Origin of the sequence: Pseudomonas sp. CBS, assembly GCF_024734645.1 — a bacterium.
In the GTDB taxonomy this organism is placed as follows: Bacteria; Pseudomonadota; Gammaproteobacteria; order Pseudomonadales; family Pseudomonadaceae; genus Aquipseudomonas.
The window spans coordinates 422,957-438,591 of record NZ_CP102929.1; the positions used below are offsets into that span (position 1 = coordinate 422,957).

A 15,635-nucleotide genomic window follows, 5' to 3' on the forward strand; every position below is an offset into this window, starting at 1 on the left:
TGGAGAAACAGTGCTGTGAAGACTAGCCCAAACAGGTAACGCCAGTCGGTGCTAAATCCACACGTCGTTGATCGCCGTGCGCTCACCCCCTTCGGCGCCGGTGTTCAACACACCGCAGGGCTCGATCAACAGCAGCTTCACCTCACCCAATGCGTGCGGCTTGTGCTCGACGCCTTTGGGCACCACATACATTTCCCCTTGCCCGATGGTCACGGCGCCGTCGCGGAAGTCGATGCGCAGGGTGCCTTCCAGGACGATAAAGGTTTCATCGGTGTCGGCATGGTCGTGCCAGATAAAGTCACCTTCAATCTTTACCACCTTGAACTGGTAGTCGTTCATCTGCGCGACGACCTTGGGCGCCCATTGCTCGCTGAACAGGGCGTATTTCTGGGCGAAGTTGATCGAAGTGTAATTCGTCGACGCTTGGGTAGCAGGCATTGTAGGTTCCAGGGTTTCAGGACGTTGGAGCCTTAAGGTAGGCCCAACGGTCCGCCGGATATTGAATGATCGTGTAGCGCGAGACGGTCCTGGGGGCGTGCAACTGTTGGCTGTGCAACAGCAGTCGGACAGTTGTGGTTTGCTCGAGACAGCACGACATCGCCTATTGTTTTTATCCGATTGATTTTATTGAAAATAATTTATGGCATGGGCTCTGCAATGCACAGGTGAACCCTTTCACCCGTCGCTCAGCGGAGCCCTGTATGCCTTGCACTTTTTTCTCGCGTTCCCGTTTCATCTGGCTTGGCGCAGCGCTGTTGCTGGGCCACGCCGCCCTGTCCCAGGCCGCCGAGGGCGATGACGCGGTGCCGTCCCTGGCCGGCAAGCGCATTGCCGTGAGCATGACCGGCACCAGTCACTATTTCGATATCAAGGCCTTCCAGGCCCAGGTCGACGAGATCAAGCGCCTCGGCGGCACGCCCATCACCCTCGACGCCGGGCGCAATGACAAGAACCTGGTGACCCAACTGCAAACCGTGGTCACCCAGAAACCCGATGCGGTGATCCAGACCCTCGGCACCCTCAGCGTGATCGACCCGTGGCTCAAGCGCATCAGCAAGGCCGGCATCCCGCTGTTCACCATCGACGCGCCTTCGCAGTACAGCCTCAACAACACCACCTCGGATAACGTCGCCACCGGTAAGGCCCTGGCCGATCAACTGATCAAGGACGCTGGCGGCAAGGGCAAAATCCTGGTGTTCAATGGCTTCTACGGCGTGCCGGTGTGCGCGATTCGCTATGACCAGTTGAAGCTGGCACTCAAGGATCATCCGCAACTGGAAATCATCGAGCCGGAGCTGCGGGATGTGATCCCCAACACCGTGCAGGATGCGTATTCCCAAGTGTCCGCATTGCTCAACAAGTACCCGGCCGGCAGTGTCTCGGCGATCTGGGCGGCCTGGGACATTCCGCAACTGGGGGCGAGCAAGGCGTTGATCGATGCCAAGCGCACCGAGATCAAGACCTATGGCGTGGACGGCACGCCTGAAGTGCTGGAGCTGCTGGGCCAGGCCAATTCGCCGGTGGGCGCGGTAGTCGCCCAGCAACCGGCGCTGATCGGCAAGACCGCGGTGCAGAACGTGGCCCGCTACCTGGCCGGGCAGCGTGACCTGCCCAAGGAAACTCATGTCGCGACGTTGCTGACCACGGCTGCCAACCTGGCGCAGGTCCAGCAACTGCGGGGTGATTGATGGCCGCGTTGCACTTGCAGCACCTGCACAAACGTTTCGGCGCCACCCTGGCGCTGGATGATGCCAGCCTGAAAGTCGAGCGCGGCACCATTCACGGCCTGGTGGGTGAGAACGGTGCCGGCAAGTCGACCTTGATCAAGGTCCTGGCGGGCATCCACAAGGCGGACTCGGGGCAGGTGAGCATTGACGGCCAGGCGTACTCCGCACTGTCGCCACGCCAGGTGGACGCGTTGGGCGTGCAGTTCATCCATCAGGAGCGGCTGTTGCCGGCGAGTTTTACCGTGGGTGAAGCGCTGTTCTTCGGGCATGAATTACGCCGGGGTCCGTTTGTGGATCGGCGCCGGCAGCAGCGTGAGGCCGAGCGCTTGCTGGCGGAATATTTTGAGCTGCAACTGCCCGCCGACGCGTTGGTAGGCGAGCTGAACAGCGCCGAGCGCCAGGTGCTGCAAATCACCCGGGCATTGATTCGCCAGCCGAAGATCCTGGTGTTCGACGAGCCCAGCGTGGCGTTGGTCAAGCGTGAGGTCGACCAGTTGCTGCGGATCGTCAAACGCCTGCGGGACCAGGGTTTATCAATCCTCTACATCTCCCATTACCTGCAGGAAATCGACAGCCTGTGCGATGAGGTGACGGTGTTGCGCAATGGTCGTGATGTGGCGGTGGTAGAGCCTCGGCATACCTCCAGCGCGCAGATCGCGCGGCTGATGGTCAACCGTGAGGTGCAGGACATGTATCCCAAGGCTCAGGTCGAACTGGGTGAGCCGTTGCTGCAGGTGCGCTCGCTGAGCCTGGCCCGGCGCTACCGGGAAATCGACCTGGAGCTGCGCCGAGGTGAAATCGTCGGCCTGACCGGGCTGGTCGGGTCGGGCGCCAAAGACTTGCTCAAGACCCTGTTTGGTGTAGCGCGTGCCGACAGCGGCAGCATCCACCTGGAAGGCCGCTTGTTGCGCCTTCGTTCACCCGGCGACGCCATCGCCCAAGGGATTGCCCTGGTGCCGGAAGAGCGCCGCAGCCAAGGGATTTCACCGCTGCTCTCGGTGCTGGAAAACCTCACGCTGGCCGGGCTGGCGCGGTTCAGCCGTTGGGGTCTGCTGAACAGGCGCCAGGAACAGGCCGAAAGCCTGCGCCTGATTGACGAACTGGCAATCAAGGCGCCAGGTCCGCAGGCCGCGGTCAGCCAACTCAGCGGGGGCAACCAGCAAAAGGTTGCCTTGGGCAAATGGCTGAGTCGACGCTCGGCGGTGTATCTGTTGGATGAGCCGTGCGTGGGGGTGGATGTGGGCGCCAAAGTCGAGATTTATCGCCTGATCGGGCGCCTGGTGGAAGAGGGGGCTGCGGTGCTGGTGCTGTCTTCGGACCTGCCCGAGCTGCTGGGAATCTGCGACCGCATCCTGGTGTTGCATCGAGGCGAGATTGCCGGTGAGTTCCTGGCCGGTGAGGCGGACAGTGATCAACTGCTGGCGTGTGCCACGGGTGCTGTGCCGCCCACCGTATCCGTGCCGGTGCATCGGGAGGTGGCGCATGTCCCTGCTTGAAACCGCTGCGCCGGGCTTGTCCCAACGGTTGTGGGTGCTGGTGTTGCGGCGGGGTTCGGTGGGTGTGTTCCTGGCGATCCTGCTGGGGTTTGCCGTGGCCGCGCCAAACTTTCTGTCGGTGGGCAATATCGCCAATGTGTTCAGCCAGTCGGCCATCCTGGGGGTGCTTGCCTTCGGCCTGACTTGCGTGATTATCGGCGGCGGTTCCAATGTCGTCGCCGGCGGGCTGGACCTGTCCCTGGCGGCCAATCTGGGGTTGTGCGCTGCGGTGTTCAGCCGACTCAATAATGCCGGTCTCGACCTTTGGGCCAGCCTGCTGCTGACCTTGGGCTGCGGCCTGGCGGTCGGCCTGCTCAATGGCTTGGCTGTGGTGGTACTGCGTTTGCCGCCGTTGCTCGCGACCCTGGCAAGCATGAATGTTCTGGCCGGCCTGGAGCTGGTCCTGACCGAAAACACCGTGGTTTCCACCGACTCACCGTTGCTCGACCTGCTCAGCGGCGGGACCTGGCTGGCCGTGCCGGCACTCGCCTGGGTGTTGCTGGTGACGGCCTTCGTGCTGACGCTGTTGATCCAGCACACGGCGTATGGCCTGCGCCTGCATGCCGTTGGGGAATACCCGCACGCCGCTGAGGCAGCGGGCATTCGAGTGCCTGCGTATGTGCTTTCCAGCTACCTATTGTCGGGGTTGTGCGCTGCCGTGGCGGCTTTGTGTTCAGCGGCATTTTTCAGCGGCAGCACCACCGGCTCCGGCGACATGCTGCTATCGGTGGTGGCGATTGCCTTTCTCGGCGTGGTGTTTTCCCGGCGGCTGGTGGCAAGCATCCCCGGCACCTTGCTCGCGACCTTGCTGATCGGCTTTCTGATCAACGGGTTTCAACTGCTCAACCTGTCGAGCTTCTGGGTCAACGGTGTGCAGGGCGTGCTGATTTTGCTGGTGGTCGCGGCTTCCAGTGCATTGAACCGGGGAGAGCCTTCATGAGTCAGGTATCGACGCTGCAAGCGCGTGGTGGCGGGTGGCGTTCACTGTTACCCCTGACGTTGCCGCTGGTGTTCGTGGCCATTGTCGTGGTGTTCGCCTGGCAGGCCCCCGGGTTCCTAAGTGGCGGTAATCTCAAAAGCCTGGTGCTGAACAACTTCGTGCTGCTGGCGATTGTCGCCATCGGCATGACCTACGCGGTGGCGGCCGGTGGCATCGACCTGTCGGTGGGCACCGCGCTGGATTTCGCCAGTTTCAGCTTTGTGGTGTTACTGAACGCCGGTCACGGGTTGGGTGTGGCGATTGCTGGCGCGTTGGCCGCCGGGCTGCTGGTAGGACTGTTCAATGCCGGCTTGATCGCAGGTCTGCGGATCAGCCCGTTCCTGGCGACCCTCGGCACCCTGTTTATCGGCACCAGTGCCCAGCAGTTGCTCTCGGACGGCGGCCAGCCGATCTACATCGCCCAGGGCTTCAAGCCGGAACTGGCGAGCTTCAGCCCATTGGGCGTGCCGTTGCCGTTGTTGATCGTGCTGGTATTGGCAGTGGTCTACGGCCTGTTGCTGGCCCGTGGACGCCTGGGGCGCGAACTGCTGGCCCAGGGCACCCAGCCGCTGCTGGCGTATTACTCGGGGTTGTCGGTGCGGCGCATCGTTACCACCACGGTGCTGGCGGCGGCGCTGGCATGCGGGGTAGCGGGGATTCTGCTCAGTTCGACGGTGAGCGCTTATGTGCCGCTGTCGGGCAACGCGTTCCTGCTGAATGCGATTGGCGCGGTGTTTATCGGCACCACGTTGAATCGCCAGGGCCGGGCGAATATTCCGGGCACGCTGCTGGGTGTGCTGTTCATCAACGTCATCGCCAATGGCTTGCTGTTGATCGGCTGGAATTTCTATTGGCAGCAGGTGGCCACCGGCGTGCTGATTTTTGTGGTGCTGGCCTTCAGTTTTATCAGCCGCAGGATCGCCCAGAACACCTGAGGCACGGCGCCCCAGGTGTCAATCTGGCGCTTATTTTTCCCAGTCAGCCTTGGGAATCAACAGGCCATGGTTGCCGTTATAGGCGGCGCGCTCTGGCTGTTTCCAGCCTTCCAGCAGCGCCTCGTCGAGGCGGTAGATCTCAACGCCCAATGGGCGGCAGACCTTCAGCGGGTCTTCGGCGTCCGGGCCCCACATCGGCAGTGACAGGTCGCCACCGGGGCAGGTGGAGAGGGCGCACAGCAGGTCGATTTCCGCAAAGAACTCCAGGTAGTCGCCCTGTTTGGCCGGGCAGGCTTTCATGAAGTACATGTCGTCGTGATTCAGGCCGGTGCATTGGAAGATGTTCAGCACATCGTGCACGTCGAACTCGGTCAGGCCGTGGGGCAGTACCGCGCGCGTCAGGTTGGAGTGGCAGTGGTGGTGGAAATCTTCGCCGGTGAGCATCTTGTTCACGTAAGGGTCGCAGCGCGTGCCGAGCAAATCGTGCAGGCGCCCGCCGTGTTCGTCGATGCCATAGTCGGCCAGGCTGTCGTCGGTGATGGTGACCATCGGCCGCAAAAACGGCAGGTTCGACCACAGGCGGTCGTATGTAGTGACGTGAGCGCCTTGCAGCTGGCGGGTACGCGATGCCCACATGCGTTCGCGGGGGTCGTTGGCACTCCACACGTTGAAATCGCCCACCTGCGGGCCCACCGGCGTGGTCACGCGGAACACATGGCCGGCCGGTACTTTCCAGGCGCGGCCGGTGCGGATCGGCACTTCGAATTGTTCGATCAGGGTGCGGCCATCCCGGGACTCGCGCACGCGGTCATAGAAAGCTTTGTCGACCTGCAAGGCAGCGCCTTTGCTGACTTGGTAGGCCGCTGGGTAGTCCTTGTACATGGTGGGTCCTCGCTTCAGGGTTTTGGAATGCTGCTCAGGATGTCCAGCAGCAGCGATTCGGAGTCATTGAGGTAGCTGGCCAGGGCTTCCCCGGCGGCTTGTTTGTGGCCGTCAACCAGCAAGTCGTGAATTTGCCGATCGCGCTCCAGCCAGGGCTTCTGGAAGGTTTCCTCACTGGGCGCGTTGGAAAACACCAGGCGCATCTGCGCTGCAATATGGGTAAAGAATTCGTCCAGCAACGGGCTGCGCATCAGCCCGACGATGTGTTGGTGAAAGCGCAGGCTGTGGGTGCCGAAGGCTTGCCAGTTCTCGCGGTCCTGGGCCAGTTGCGCGGCCTCGATGGACTCGAGCATCAGGTCGGACTGGTATTCGCGCAGCGGCTTGCTGGCGGCGATGGCCTGCAGCTCCAGGGTGCGTCGCACCTTGAAGAGGTCACGCACTTCCTCCACCCCCAGGCGGCGCACGATCACGCCTTTGTTGCGCACGTAACTGGTCAGGCCTTCGCGGCCCAGGTGGTGCAAGGCTTCACGCACCGTGTTGCGCGAGGCGTTGTAGGCGTTGACCAGCTCGCTCTCCACCAGCGGCATGCCGGGCAGCAGGCGGCCGCCGATGATGTCTTCACGCAGCTCGATGGCAACCTGGTCGGCCAGCGACAGGCTGGGTTCCTTGGCTTGACTCACGTTGGAGCTCCTTGGGCTCACGCCAGTTGGACGTCTTTGAGGAACTTGGTCATGCGTTCGCTGCGTTGTTCGAGCATTTCACGCGGCGGGGCGTCCTGGATAATCTCGCCGCCTTCCATGAACACCACGCGATCGGAGAGCTTGAACGCGAAGCTCATTTCATGGGTCACGATGACCATGGTCATACCTTCGCGAGCCAGCTCTTCGATCACCGCGAGCACGTCGCCCACGAGCTCCGGGTCCAGGGCTGAGGTGGGTTCATCAAACAGCATCACCGACGGCCGCATCGCCAAGGCCCGCGCAATTGCCACACGCTGCTGCTGGCCGCCGGACAATTGATGCGGGTACTTGCCAGCGTGCTCCAGCATGCCCACCTTGCGCAGCAGGGCCAAGCTCAACAGGCGAAGTTCTTCGGCGCCACCATGGGCATGGTAGACGGGCGCCAGCATCACGTTCTCAAGGGCAGTTTTGTGGGGGAACAGGTTGAACCCCTGGAACACCATGCCTACATGGACGATACCGCGCATATGCACCTTGTGACCCAGCGCACCCTGGGGTTCCTGAGTGCCACGCAGGAACGGCTGGCCTTTGCAGGGTGATTTCGCCACGGTCCAGGCTTTCGAGGCCGTTCATGGTGCGTATCAGCGTGGTCTTGCCCGAGCCCGACGGGCCGATGATCGACACCACCTCGCCCCAGCGCACATTCAGTTCAACGCCCTTGAGCACTTCCAGTTCGCCATAGGCCTTGCGCACTGCGCGGGCCTGCAACGCAAACTCGCCGGGCTCGGCCTGGCCCGACGCACGACGCGTCGCCACCTGGTCGAGTTCAGCGGGCGCGATGGCCTTGGGTTTGCGGCGGGTCACGTCCAAGTGGTTTTCAAGCACCCGCAGCAGCCAGCTGAACACCGTCACGATGAACACGTAATAGAACGCCACGGCCAGCATGGTCTCCATCACCAGGAAGTTCTGGGTGTAGAGCTGTTGGCCCACCAGCAGGATTTCCGAGAGCGAAATCACCGACACCAGTGAGGTCAGCTTGACGATGGTGATGTATTCGTTGGCCAGTGTCGGCAGTGCCACCCGCAGCGCCTGGGGCACCACGATCAGGCGTTGCACGCCGCGATAACCCACGCCCAACGCCTTGCCGGCTTCGCGCTGCCCCTTGGCCACCGCCAGCAAGCCGCCCCGATGAATCTCGGCGATGTAGGCCGCCTCACTCAACACCAGGGCGATCAGGCCCGCGGAGTAGGGGTTGGACAGCACCACGCTGGTGGACGGAAACACCTGGGGCAGGTTGTAGACAAAGATCAACAGAACCAGTAACGGCAGGCTGCGGAAGAACCAGATGTAGACGCCGGCCGAGTCCCGCAGCCAGCGGCGTTCCGACTGCCGCGCAAGTGCCAGGAAAAACCCCAGCACAATGCCCAGCAGCCAGGTTTCCAGGCTCAGTTCGACCACAGTGCCGACGGCGCGCCAGAAATCGCCGTTCCACAACAGGCCCAGGGTGTAATGCCAATCGAATTGCATAAAGGTGCTCCGCGTTTCAGTTGCCCAGTGCCGCACTGATCTCGGCGGCGTTCGGCTCGGCCAGGTTGTAGCGCGCAAGCAGCTGGCCGTAGCTGCCGTCCTGCTTGATCTGGCTCAGGGCGTCGGTCAACGCCTGGAGCAGTGCCGGGTTTTCCTTGCGCACGGCCAGGCCGACCACCACCGGGTAGATCAATTCGTTGGAGCTGATCACGGTTTTGCCCTGGAGCTTTTCGACGGTGATCTTGGCGACCGCCGCGTCTTCCATCTGCACGTCCACTGCCTGGGCCAGCAAGGCCTGGGCCGCTTCCGGGGAGGTCGGAAACTCTCGGGACTCGATCGCCGGCTTGCCCGCAGGGAGGCAGTAGTCCGTCGAAACCCTGTTTAGCTTTGGCACCCACGACGCGCCCTTGATCGAGCCCACGCGCTTGCCGCACAGGTCTTCTGGGCGTTGGGGTTTGAAGTCGCCGGCGCTGAGCACCATCAGCGAGGAACCGGTCTTCAGGTAGCTGAGGAAGTCCACCTGTTTGGCACGCTCGGGGGTGACGTAGAGCGCCGAGGCCACTACGTCGAAACGTTGGGCGTTGACGCCAAGGATCAGGTTGGCGAAACGGGTGTCGAGAAAACGCGGTTTCAGCCCCAGTTGCTTGCCCATCAATTGCATGAACTCCGGGTCGAAACCGGCCGGGGTCTTTTGCTCAAGATAGGTGTAAGGCGGGTAGGTGAGGTCGGAGCCGATCGACAGCTCGCCTTGTTTGAGGGTGCCCTTGATCTCGGCAGCCGACAGTAGCGGCGTCACGCACGCCAGGGTGATCGCTAGCCCCAATGTGCGCAGGGTGTTCTTGCCCGTCAGACCTTTTTGCATGTTTGTCGCCTCGGTTGCTGGATTCAGGGGGTAGTCATGATTGTTCAACAATCCTGTATTAGTGGGTAAGCGTTTATCGTGCCAAGTAGACTGGTTAAGGATTTTTTGATGAGTTTTGATGGGAGGCGAGGGCTTTTTTTGTAGGCGCGCACACCAATTCGGGGCGATTCGTTACCACGCGCTACGTTGTGGGGCGGGAATATTGCGGGGCATCACGCACGTACTTATTGATAAAGTGCCGCTATGAAACCCTGAGTGAACAGCAATGACGTCGATCTCCCAACGCCGCTCAACCTTGATTGCCTTGCTGGTCGCCGTCACCTTTTTCATGGAAAACCTGGACGCCACGGTGATCGCTACGGCGTTGCCGGACATCGCCAAAACCTTCGGGGTGGGGGCGGTGGACGTGAATATCGGCATGAGCGCCTACATGCTCGCCGTTGCGGTGTTTATTCCCATCAGCGGCTGGCTGGCCGACCGCTTTGGGTCGCGGCGGGTATTCGGTTCGGCGATTGTGCTGTTCAGTGTGTCGTCGTTGCTGTGCGGGTGGAGTGACAGCCTGCAAACCTTCGTCGCCGCGCGCGTGTTGCAGGGCATCAGTGGGGCGATGATGGTGCCGGTGGGACGCCTGGCAGTGCTGCGCTCGACCGAGAAGAAAGACCTGGTGCGGGCGATTTCATTTATCACCTGGCCCGGCCTGGTGGCGCCGATACTCGGGCCGCCGGTGGGCGGGTTTATCGTTACCCATGCGTCCTGGCCGTGGATTTTCTACCTCAACCTGCCACTGGGCCTGCTGGCATTGATCGCCACGCTGGTGTTGATTCCCAAGCATGACGAGGTCACTGCCCGCACCTTCGACTTCAGCGGTTTCCTGCTGGTGGGCGTCGCCAGCGCGGCGCTGTTGTACGGTGTCGAACTGCTCGGGCAAAGCCGTGGCAGCTTGTTGCAGGGCCTGTTGCTCAGCGGCGCAGGCGTGATGCTCGGTACCTTTGCCTGGCGCCATATGCGCCGGCATGCCCAGCCGTTACTGGCGTTGGGTGTGGTGAGCGTGCGCACCTTCAGTGTGTGCCTGTGTGGCGGGTCGATTTTCCGGGTGGCCATCAGCACCTTGCCGTTCCTGCTGCCGTTGATGTTTCAACTGGCGTTCGGTCTCTCGGCCTTCGATGCGGGGTTGCTGGTGCTCGCGGTATTTGCCGGCAACCTGGCGATGAAGCCGTTCACCACCTGGGTGATGCAGCGTTGGGGGTTTCGCCCGGTGTTGATGATCAACGGCATCCTTGGCGTACTGGCGATTGCCGCCTGTGCATTGCTGGACGAGCGCATGAGCTGGGCACTGATCCTGTTCATTCTGTTCGTGGGCGGCCTGTCACGCTCCATGCAGTTCACCTTGTTCAACACCCTGGGGTTCGCCGATATACCCAAGGCGCAGATGAGTGATGCTTCAACCTTGTTCAGCATGTTTTTCCAGCTGAGCATGGCCATGGGCGTGGCGATTGGCGCGCTGTTGTTACGTTTTGCGATGAATTTTCACGGCAATACCGGGCAGGCCGCCACCGCCGATTTCCAGCTGACGTTTCTGTTGGTCGCGGTGATTGCCGGCGTGGCGCTGCTGGATAACCTGCGGCTGCCGCCCCAGGCCGGGGAGTCGGTGCTGCAACGCAAATGAACCCACGATACCTTGGGGGTATGAAGCAACACCTATTGAATATTGGACGGTTCAAGTCCCCCGCATCACTCTGCGGTGACGTACACACGCAGGGCCCATAACAATAAAAGGCGCAACCATGACCGTGCTATTGAGTGAGCGCAGCCAGATTTTCGATCGTGCAGATGCCTATGCCGTGTCCGACTACGTCAACCAGCACGTAGGCAGCCACTGCATCCGCCTGCCACCCAAGGGCCGCCCGCAGGCGAGCATCAGTCACCGGACCTTCTCCAGCCTCGACCTGTGCCGCATCAGCTACGGTGCGCCGGTGCGGGTGACGTCGGTGGCGCTGGAAACCATCTACCACCTGCAAATCCTGCTGCACGGCCACTGCCGCTCGAACTCCCGTGGCGAAGAGCAGGTGCTGGGCCCGGGGGAAGTGCTGCTGATCAACCCGGATGACCCGGTGGACCTGACCTATTCCGCCGACTGCGAAAAATTCATCGTCAAGGTCCCGGTGCGCCTGCTGGAAAACGCCTGCCTGGAGCAGCACTGGGCGTTGCCGCAGCCGGGCATCCGTTTCGCCGCACCGCGCCATGCACTCACTGAAATGGGCGGGTTCCTGCAACTGCTGGGGCTGATCTGTCATGAGGCCGAAAACGCCGCCGAACCGGAAGTGCAGGGCCTGTACGAGCGCATCGTGGCCAATAAGTTATTGGCGCTGCTGGCCAGTAACGTCCTGCGGGTGATCCCGCGGCCTGATCAAGGCGGTGGCTTTGAAGCGGTGCGCCAGTTTATCGAAGAGCACCTGACGGACGACATCAGCGTCGAACAACTGATGGCCATCGCCAGGGTCAGCGAGCGGTCGCTGTATACCCTGTTTGAACGCCAGGTCGGCCTGTCGCCCCGGGACTACATGCGCCAACGCAAGCTGGAGCGGGTGCACACCATGCTGCAACTGGCCACGGCGCGCAGCGTCACCGAGGTGGCGCTGGATCACGGGTTTGTGCACCTGGGGCGTTTCTCCGAGGCCTATCGCAAACGCTTCGGCGAGTTGCCTTCGCAGACGTGGAAGCGCCGGCTTGCGCCAGGCGGATAGCGAATTGCAGTCAGCGGATATTGAGGGGTAGGGCAAGCACATAAGGTGGGGGCGCCTGATACAAGAACAACCGAGGGCCTACCCCATGATCAGCACATTCGACCGACTCGCCCGACAATTGCGCGACTCCGTCCAGGAAGATCCCGCCACCGGGGTGTTCCGCTGCCGCCGCGACATCTTCACCGACCCCGACCTGTTTGCCCTGGAGATGAAGCACATTTTCGAAGGCGGTTGGGTCTACCTGGCACACGAAAGCCAGGTGCCAGAAATCAACGACTACTTCACCACCTGGATCGGCCGCCAACCCGTGGTCATCACCCGCGACAAGCAAGGCTCGCTACATGGCCTGGTCAACGCCTGCGCCCACCGTGGCGCCATGCTCTGCCGCCGTAAGCAAGGCAACAAAGGCTCGTTCACCTGCCCGTTCCACGGCTGGACCTTCAGCAACGCCGGCAAGCTGCTCAAAGTGAAGGATGCCAAGACCGGCGCCTACCCCGACAGCTTCGACTGTGACGGCTCCCACGACCTCAAGCGCCTTGGCCGTTTCGAAAATTATCGCGGCTTCCTGTTCGGCAGTCTCAGCGAGACGGTGCCGGAACTCAGCGACTACTTGGGGGAAACCCGGGTGATCATCGACCAGATGGTCGACCAGGCACCGCTGGGCCTGGAAGTGCTGCGGGGCAGTTCGTCGTATGTGTATGACGGCAACTGGAAGCTGCAGATCGAGAACGGCGCCGACGGTTATCACGTCAGCTCCGTGCACTGGAACTACTCGGCGACCATGGGCCGCCGCAACTACGAAGCCGAAGGCACGCGCACCGTCGACGCCAATGGCTGGTCGAAAAGCCTGGGTGGCGTCTACGCCTTCGAGCATGGGCATATCCTGCTGTGGACGCGCCTGCTCAACCCTGAAGTGCGCCCGGTGCATGCTCACCGTGAAGCGCTGGCCGAGCGTCTGGGCCAGGAGCGTGCGGACTTTATCGTCGATCAAACCCGCAACCTGTGCCTCTACCCGAATGTGTACCTGATGGACCAGTTCTCCACGCAGATCCGCGTGGTGCGCCCAATTGCCGTCGACAAGACCGAGGTCACGATCTACTGCATGGCGCCCAAGGGCGAAAGCGCCGAGGAACGCACCACGCGTATCCGCCAGTACGAAGACTTCTTCAACGTCAGCGGCATGGGTACGCCGGACGACCTCGAAGAGTTCCGCGCCTGCCAGACCGGCTACCAGGGCGCGACCACTTTGTGGAATGACCTCAGCCGCGGTGCGAAACAATGGGTGGAAGGCGCCGACGACAACGCCCGGGCCATGGGCATGAACCCGCAGCTCAGCGGCGTCAAAACCGAGGACGAAGGGCTGTTCGTGCGCCAGCACGCCCATTGGGCCCAGAGCCTGCAACAGGCGATCGAGCGCGAGCAGCAAGGCGTGATCGCCACGGACAAGGAGGTGCTGTCATGAGTGCTTCCCGCGACCGCCTGCTGGATTTTCTGTACCGCGAAGCGCGCCTGCTGGATGACCGTCAGTGGGACGAGTGGCTTGAATGCTATTCACCCAAGGTCGAGTACTGGATGCCGGCCTGGGACGACCACGACACCCTGACCGAAGACCCCCAGAGCGAAATCTCGCTGATCTATTACCCCAGCCGTGACGGCCTGGAAGACCGCGTGTTCCGGATCAAGACCGAGCGCTCCAGCGCCAGCACCCCGGAGCCGCGCACCGCGCACCTGATCACCAACCTCGAAGTGCTGGCCGATGACGGGCAACACGTGGAGCTGCGTTTCAACTGGCAAACCCTCAGCCATCGCTACAAGACCACGGATACGTACTTCGGTACCTCGTTCTATCGCGTCGACATCCGCGCCGATCAGCCGCTGATCACGCGCAAGAAGGTGGTGCTGAAAAACGACTACATCCATCAGGTCATCGATATCTACCACATCTGAGGACACACCCATGACGTACTCCATTGCCCTGAACTTCGAGGACGGGGTGACCCGTTTCATCGACTGCAAGGTGGGTGAAAAGGTCCTCGATGCGGCCTTTCGCCAACGTATCAACCTGCCCATGGACTGCTCGGACGGTGTGTGTGGCACCTGCAAATGCCGCTGTGAAACCGGCGTCTATGACTTGGGCGACGACTATATCGAAGACGCTCTGAGCGAAGATGAAGCCGGCGAGCGCCAGGTGTTGACCTGCCAGATGGTGCCGCAATCCGACTGCGTGATCGCCGTGCCGGTGCCGTCCGGTGCGTGCAAGACCGGCACTGCGCAGTTTGCCGCGACGGTGGCGAGCATTACCCGGCATGCCGACGCCGCCCTGGAGGTGAGTTTCGAGCTGGACCAGGCGCCGGTATTCCTGCCGGGCCAATACGTGAATATCGGCGTGCCGGACAGCGGGCAGACCCGCTCGTATTCCTTCAGCAGCAAGCCCGGCGACAAACGCGCCAGCTTCCTGATCAAGCATGTGCCTGGCGGGCTGATGAGCGGCTGGCTGGAGCGCGCCCGGCCGGGCGATGCCGTACCGATGACCGGGCCACTGGGCAGTTTCTACCTGTGTGAAGTGGCGCGGCCGTTGTTGTTGCTGGCGGGCGGCACCGGATTGGCGCCGTTCCTGTCGATGCTCGAAGTGCTGGCCGAACGCGGGGAAACCCGGCCGGTCCGGCTGATCTACGGCGTGACGCGGGATCAGGACCTGGTGATGGTCGAGGTGCTGGCAGCCTTCGCCAAACGCCTGCCCAATTTCAGTTTTGTCACCTGCGTGGCTGACCCTCAGACCGCGCACCCACAGCAGGGCTATGTCACGCAACACATGGCCGCCGACGTACTGAACGACGGTGACGTGGATGTGTACCTGTGCGGGCCGCCGCCGATGGTCGACGCGGTACGCCAGCACTTCAAGAACCAGGGCGTAACGCCCGCCAGCTTCCATTACGAGAAGTTCACGCCCAACGCCATCGTCACCGGCGACGCCGCCTGAGGAAAACCCCATGAACCCACGTTTCAACAACAAGGTTGCGCTGGTGACCGGCGCCGCCCAGGGCATCGGCCGGCGTGTCGCCGAGCGTTTGCTGGAAGAGGGCGCCTGGCTGGTGGCGGTCGACCGCTCGGAACTCGTGCATGAGTTGCAGTATGAGCGGGCGCTGGTCCTCACTGCCGACCTTGAACAGCACGCCGAATGCGCACGCGTGATGGCCGCTGCCAAGGCGCGTTTCGGGCGTATCGACGTACTGATCAATAACGTCGGCGGCACCATCTGGGCCAAGCCCTTCGAACACTACGCCGAGAGTGAAATCGAGGCGGAAGTACGCCGGTCGCTGTTCCCGACGCTGTGGTGCTGTCATTGCGTGTTGCCCTACATGCTGGAGCAGGGCAGTGGTGCCATCGTCAATGTCTCGTCCGTCGCCACCCGTGGGGTGAACCGCGTGCCGTACGGGGCGGCCAAGGGCGGCGTCAATGCCCTGACCGCATGCCTGGCCCTGGAGACTGCCGGCAGCGGGATCCGGGTCAACGCCACCGCGCCGGGCGGTACCGAAGCGCCGCCGCGCCGGATCCCGCGCAACAGCCAGCCCCAGAGCGACCAGGAGCGCGTCTGGTACCAACAGATTGTCGACCAGACCCTCGACAGCAGCCCGATGAAGCGCTACGGCAGCATCGACGAACAAGCCGGCGCGATCCTGTTTCTCGCCTCCGATGAGGCCTCTTACATCACGGGCGTGACCTTGCCGGTAGGAGGCGGCGACCTCGGCTGACCCATCGCTGTA

At 62.3% G+C, this 15,635-nt stretch carries 14 protein-coding genes and 1 pseudogene; 10 read left to right on the top strand and 5 right to left on the bottom strand.

What is annotated here, in order from left to right; all coding sequences use genetic code 11:
• Positions 1 to 51 precede the first annotated feature (51 nt).
• Positions 52 to 438, bottom strand: a complete 387-nt coding sequence (locus NVB75_RS01990; RefSeq protein ID WP_258345679.1) for a cupin domain-containing protein — start codon at positions 436 to 438, stop codon at positions 52 to 54.
• Between the two features lie 263 nt (positions 439 to 701).
• On the opposite strand from NVB75_RS01990, the gene NVB75_RS01995 reads away from it, so the two are divergent.
• The 4 genes from NVB75_RS01995 to NVB75_RS02010 are packed head-to-tail and all read left to right on the top strand — an operon-like array spanning position 702 to position 5,176.
• A complete protein-coding gene (locus tag NVB75_RS01995) occupies positions 702 to 1,688 on the top strand; it encodes a sugar ABC transporter substrate-binding protein (RefSeq protein WP_017479686.1) in 987 nt (328 codons plus the stop codon).
• Positions 1,688 to 3,223, top strand: coding sequence for a sugar ABC transporter ATP-binding protein (locus NVB75_RS02000; protein ID WP_258345680.1), 1,536 nt, complete (start codon positions 1,688 to 1,690; stop codon positions 3,221 to 3,223). The genes NVB75_RS01995 and NVB75_RS02000 overlap by 1 nt, the downstream gene beginning before the upstream one ends.
• On the top strand, positions 3,210 to 4,202 hold the full coding sequence (locus NVB75_RS02005) for an ABC transporter permease (RefSeq protein ID WP_258345682.1): 993 nt from the start codon (positions 3,210 to 3,212) through the stop codon (positions 4,200 to 4,202). Before NVB75_RS02000 ends, NVB75_RS02005 begins: the two co-directional genes overlap by 14 nt.
• Positions 4,199 to 5,176: an ABC transporter permease gene (locus NVB75_RS02010; RefSeq protein WP_258345683.1), complete on the top strand. Its 978-nt coding sequence runs from the start codon at positions 4,199 to 4,201 to the stop codon at positions 5,174 to 5,176. Before NVB75_RS02005 ends, NVB75_RS02010 begins: the two co-directional genes overlap by 4 nt.
• 30 nt (positions 5,177 to 5,206) lie before the next feature.
• On the opposite strand, the gene NVB75_RS02015 is transcribed toward NVB75_RS02010, so the two are convergent.
• From NVB75_RS02015 to NVB75_RS02030, 4 genes and pseudogenes are all read right to left on the bottom strand, one after another.
• A complete protein-coding gene (locus NVB75_RS02015; RefSeq protein WP_258345685.1) occupies positions 5,207 to 6,058 on the bottom strand; it encodes a DUF1989 domain-containing protein in 852 nt (283 codons plus the stop codon).
• A gap of 14 nt (positions 6,059 to 6,072) precedes the next feature.
• Entirely contained in the window at positions 6,073 to 6,738 is a 666-nt protein-coding gene (locus NVB75_RS02020) for a GntR family transcriptional regulator (RefSeq protein WP_258345686.1), read from the bottom strand.
• 17 nt (positions 6,739 to 6,755) lie between these two features.
• Positions 6,756 to 8,265 (bottom strand): annotated as a pseudogene (locus tag NVB75_RS02025) (amino acid ABC transporter permease/ATP-binding protein).
• 16 nt (positions 8,266 to 8,281) lie between these two features.
• The gene (locus NVB75_RS02030) at positions 8,282 to 9,127 is read right to left on the bottom strand and encodes an ABC transporter substrate-binding protein (RefSeq protein ID WP_258345687.1); all 846 of its coding nucleotides are present in this window, start codon (positions 9,125 to 9,127) and stop codon (positions 8,282 to 8,284) included.
• A 265-nt stretch (positions 9,128 to 9,392) separates the two neighbouring features.
• Here NVB75_RS02030 and NVB75_RS02035 point away from each other — a divergent pair, with 265 nt between their 5' ends.
• From NVB75_RS02035 to NVB75_RS02060, 6 genes are all read left to right on the top strand, one after another.
• On the top strand, positions 9,393 to 10,793 hold the full coding sequence (locus NVB75_RS02035) for a DHA2 family efflux MFS transporter permease subunit (RefSeq protein ID WP_258345689.1): 1,401 nt from the start codon (positions 9,393 to 9,395) through the stop codon (positions 10,791 to 10,793).
• Positions 10,794 to 10,911: 118 nt separating this feature from the next.
• Entirely contained in the window at positions 10,912 to 11,871 is a 960-nt protein-coding gene (locus tag NVB75_RS02040; protein WP_258345691.1) for an AraC family transcriptional regulator, read from the top strand.
• A gap of 85 nt (positions 11,872 to 11,956) precedes the next feature.
• On the top strand, positions 11,957 to 13,333 hold the full coding sequence (locus NVB75_RS02045; protein ID WP_258345692.1) for a Rieske 2Fe-2S domain-containing protein: 1,377 nt from the start codon (positions 11,957 to 11,959) through the stop codon (positions 13,331 to 13,333).
• Positions 13,330 to 13,818: a benzoate 1,2-dioxygenase small subunit gene (gene benB / locus NVB75_RS02050; protein ID WP_258345693.1), complete on the top strand. Its 489-nt coding sequence runs from the start codon at positions 13,330 to 13,332 to the stop codon at positions 13,816 to 13,818. The genes NVB75_RS02045 and benB overlap by 4 nt, the downstream gene beginning before the upstream one ends.
• Before the next feature lie 10 nt (positions 13,819 to 13,828).
• Complete coding sequence (benC, locus tag NVB75_RS02055; protein ID WP_258345694.1) at positions 13,829 to 14,851, top strand: benzoate 1,2-dioxygenase electron transfer component BenC; 1,023 nt, start codon at positions 13,829 to 13,831, stop codon at positions 14,849 to 14,851.
• Between the two features lie 10 nt (positions 14,852 to 14,861).
• On the top strand, positions 14,862 to 15,623 hold the full coding sequence (locus NVB75_RS02060) for a 1,6-dihydroxycyclohexa-2,4-diene-1-carboxylate dehydrogenase (protein ID WP_258345697.1): 762 nt from the start codon (positions 14,862 to 14,864) through the stop codon (positions 15,621 to 15,623).
• The last annotated feature ends 12 nt before the right edge of the window (positions 15,624 to 15,635 follow it).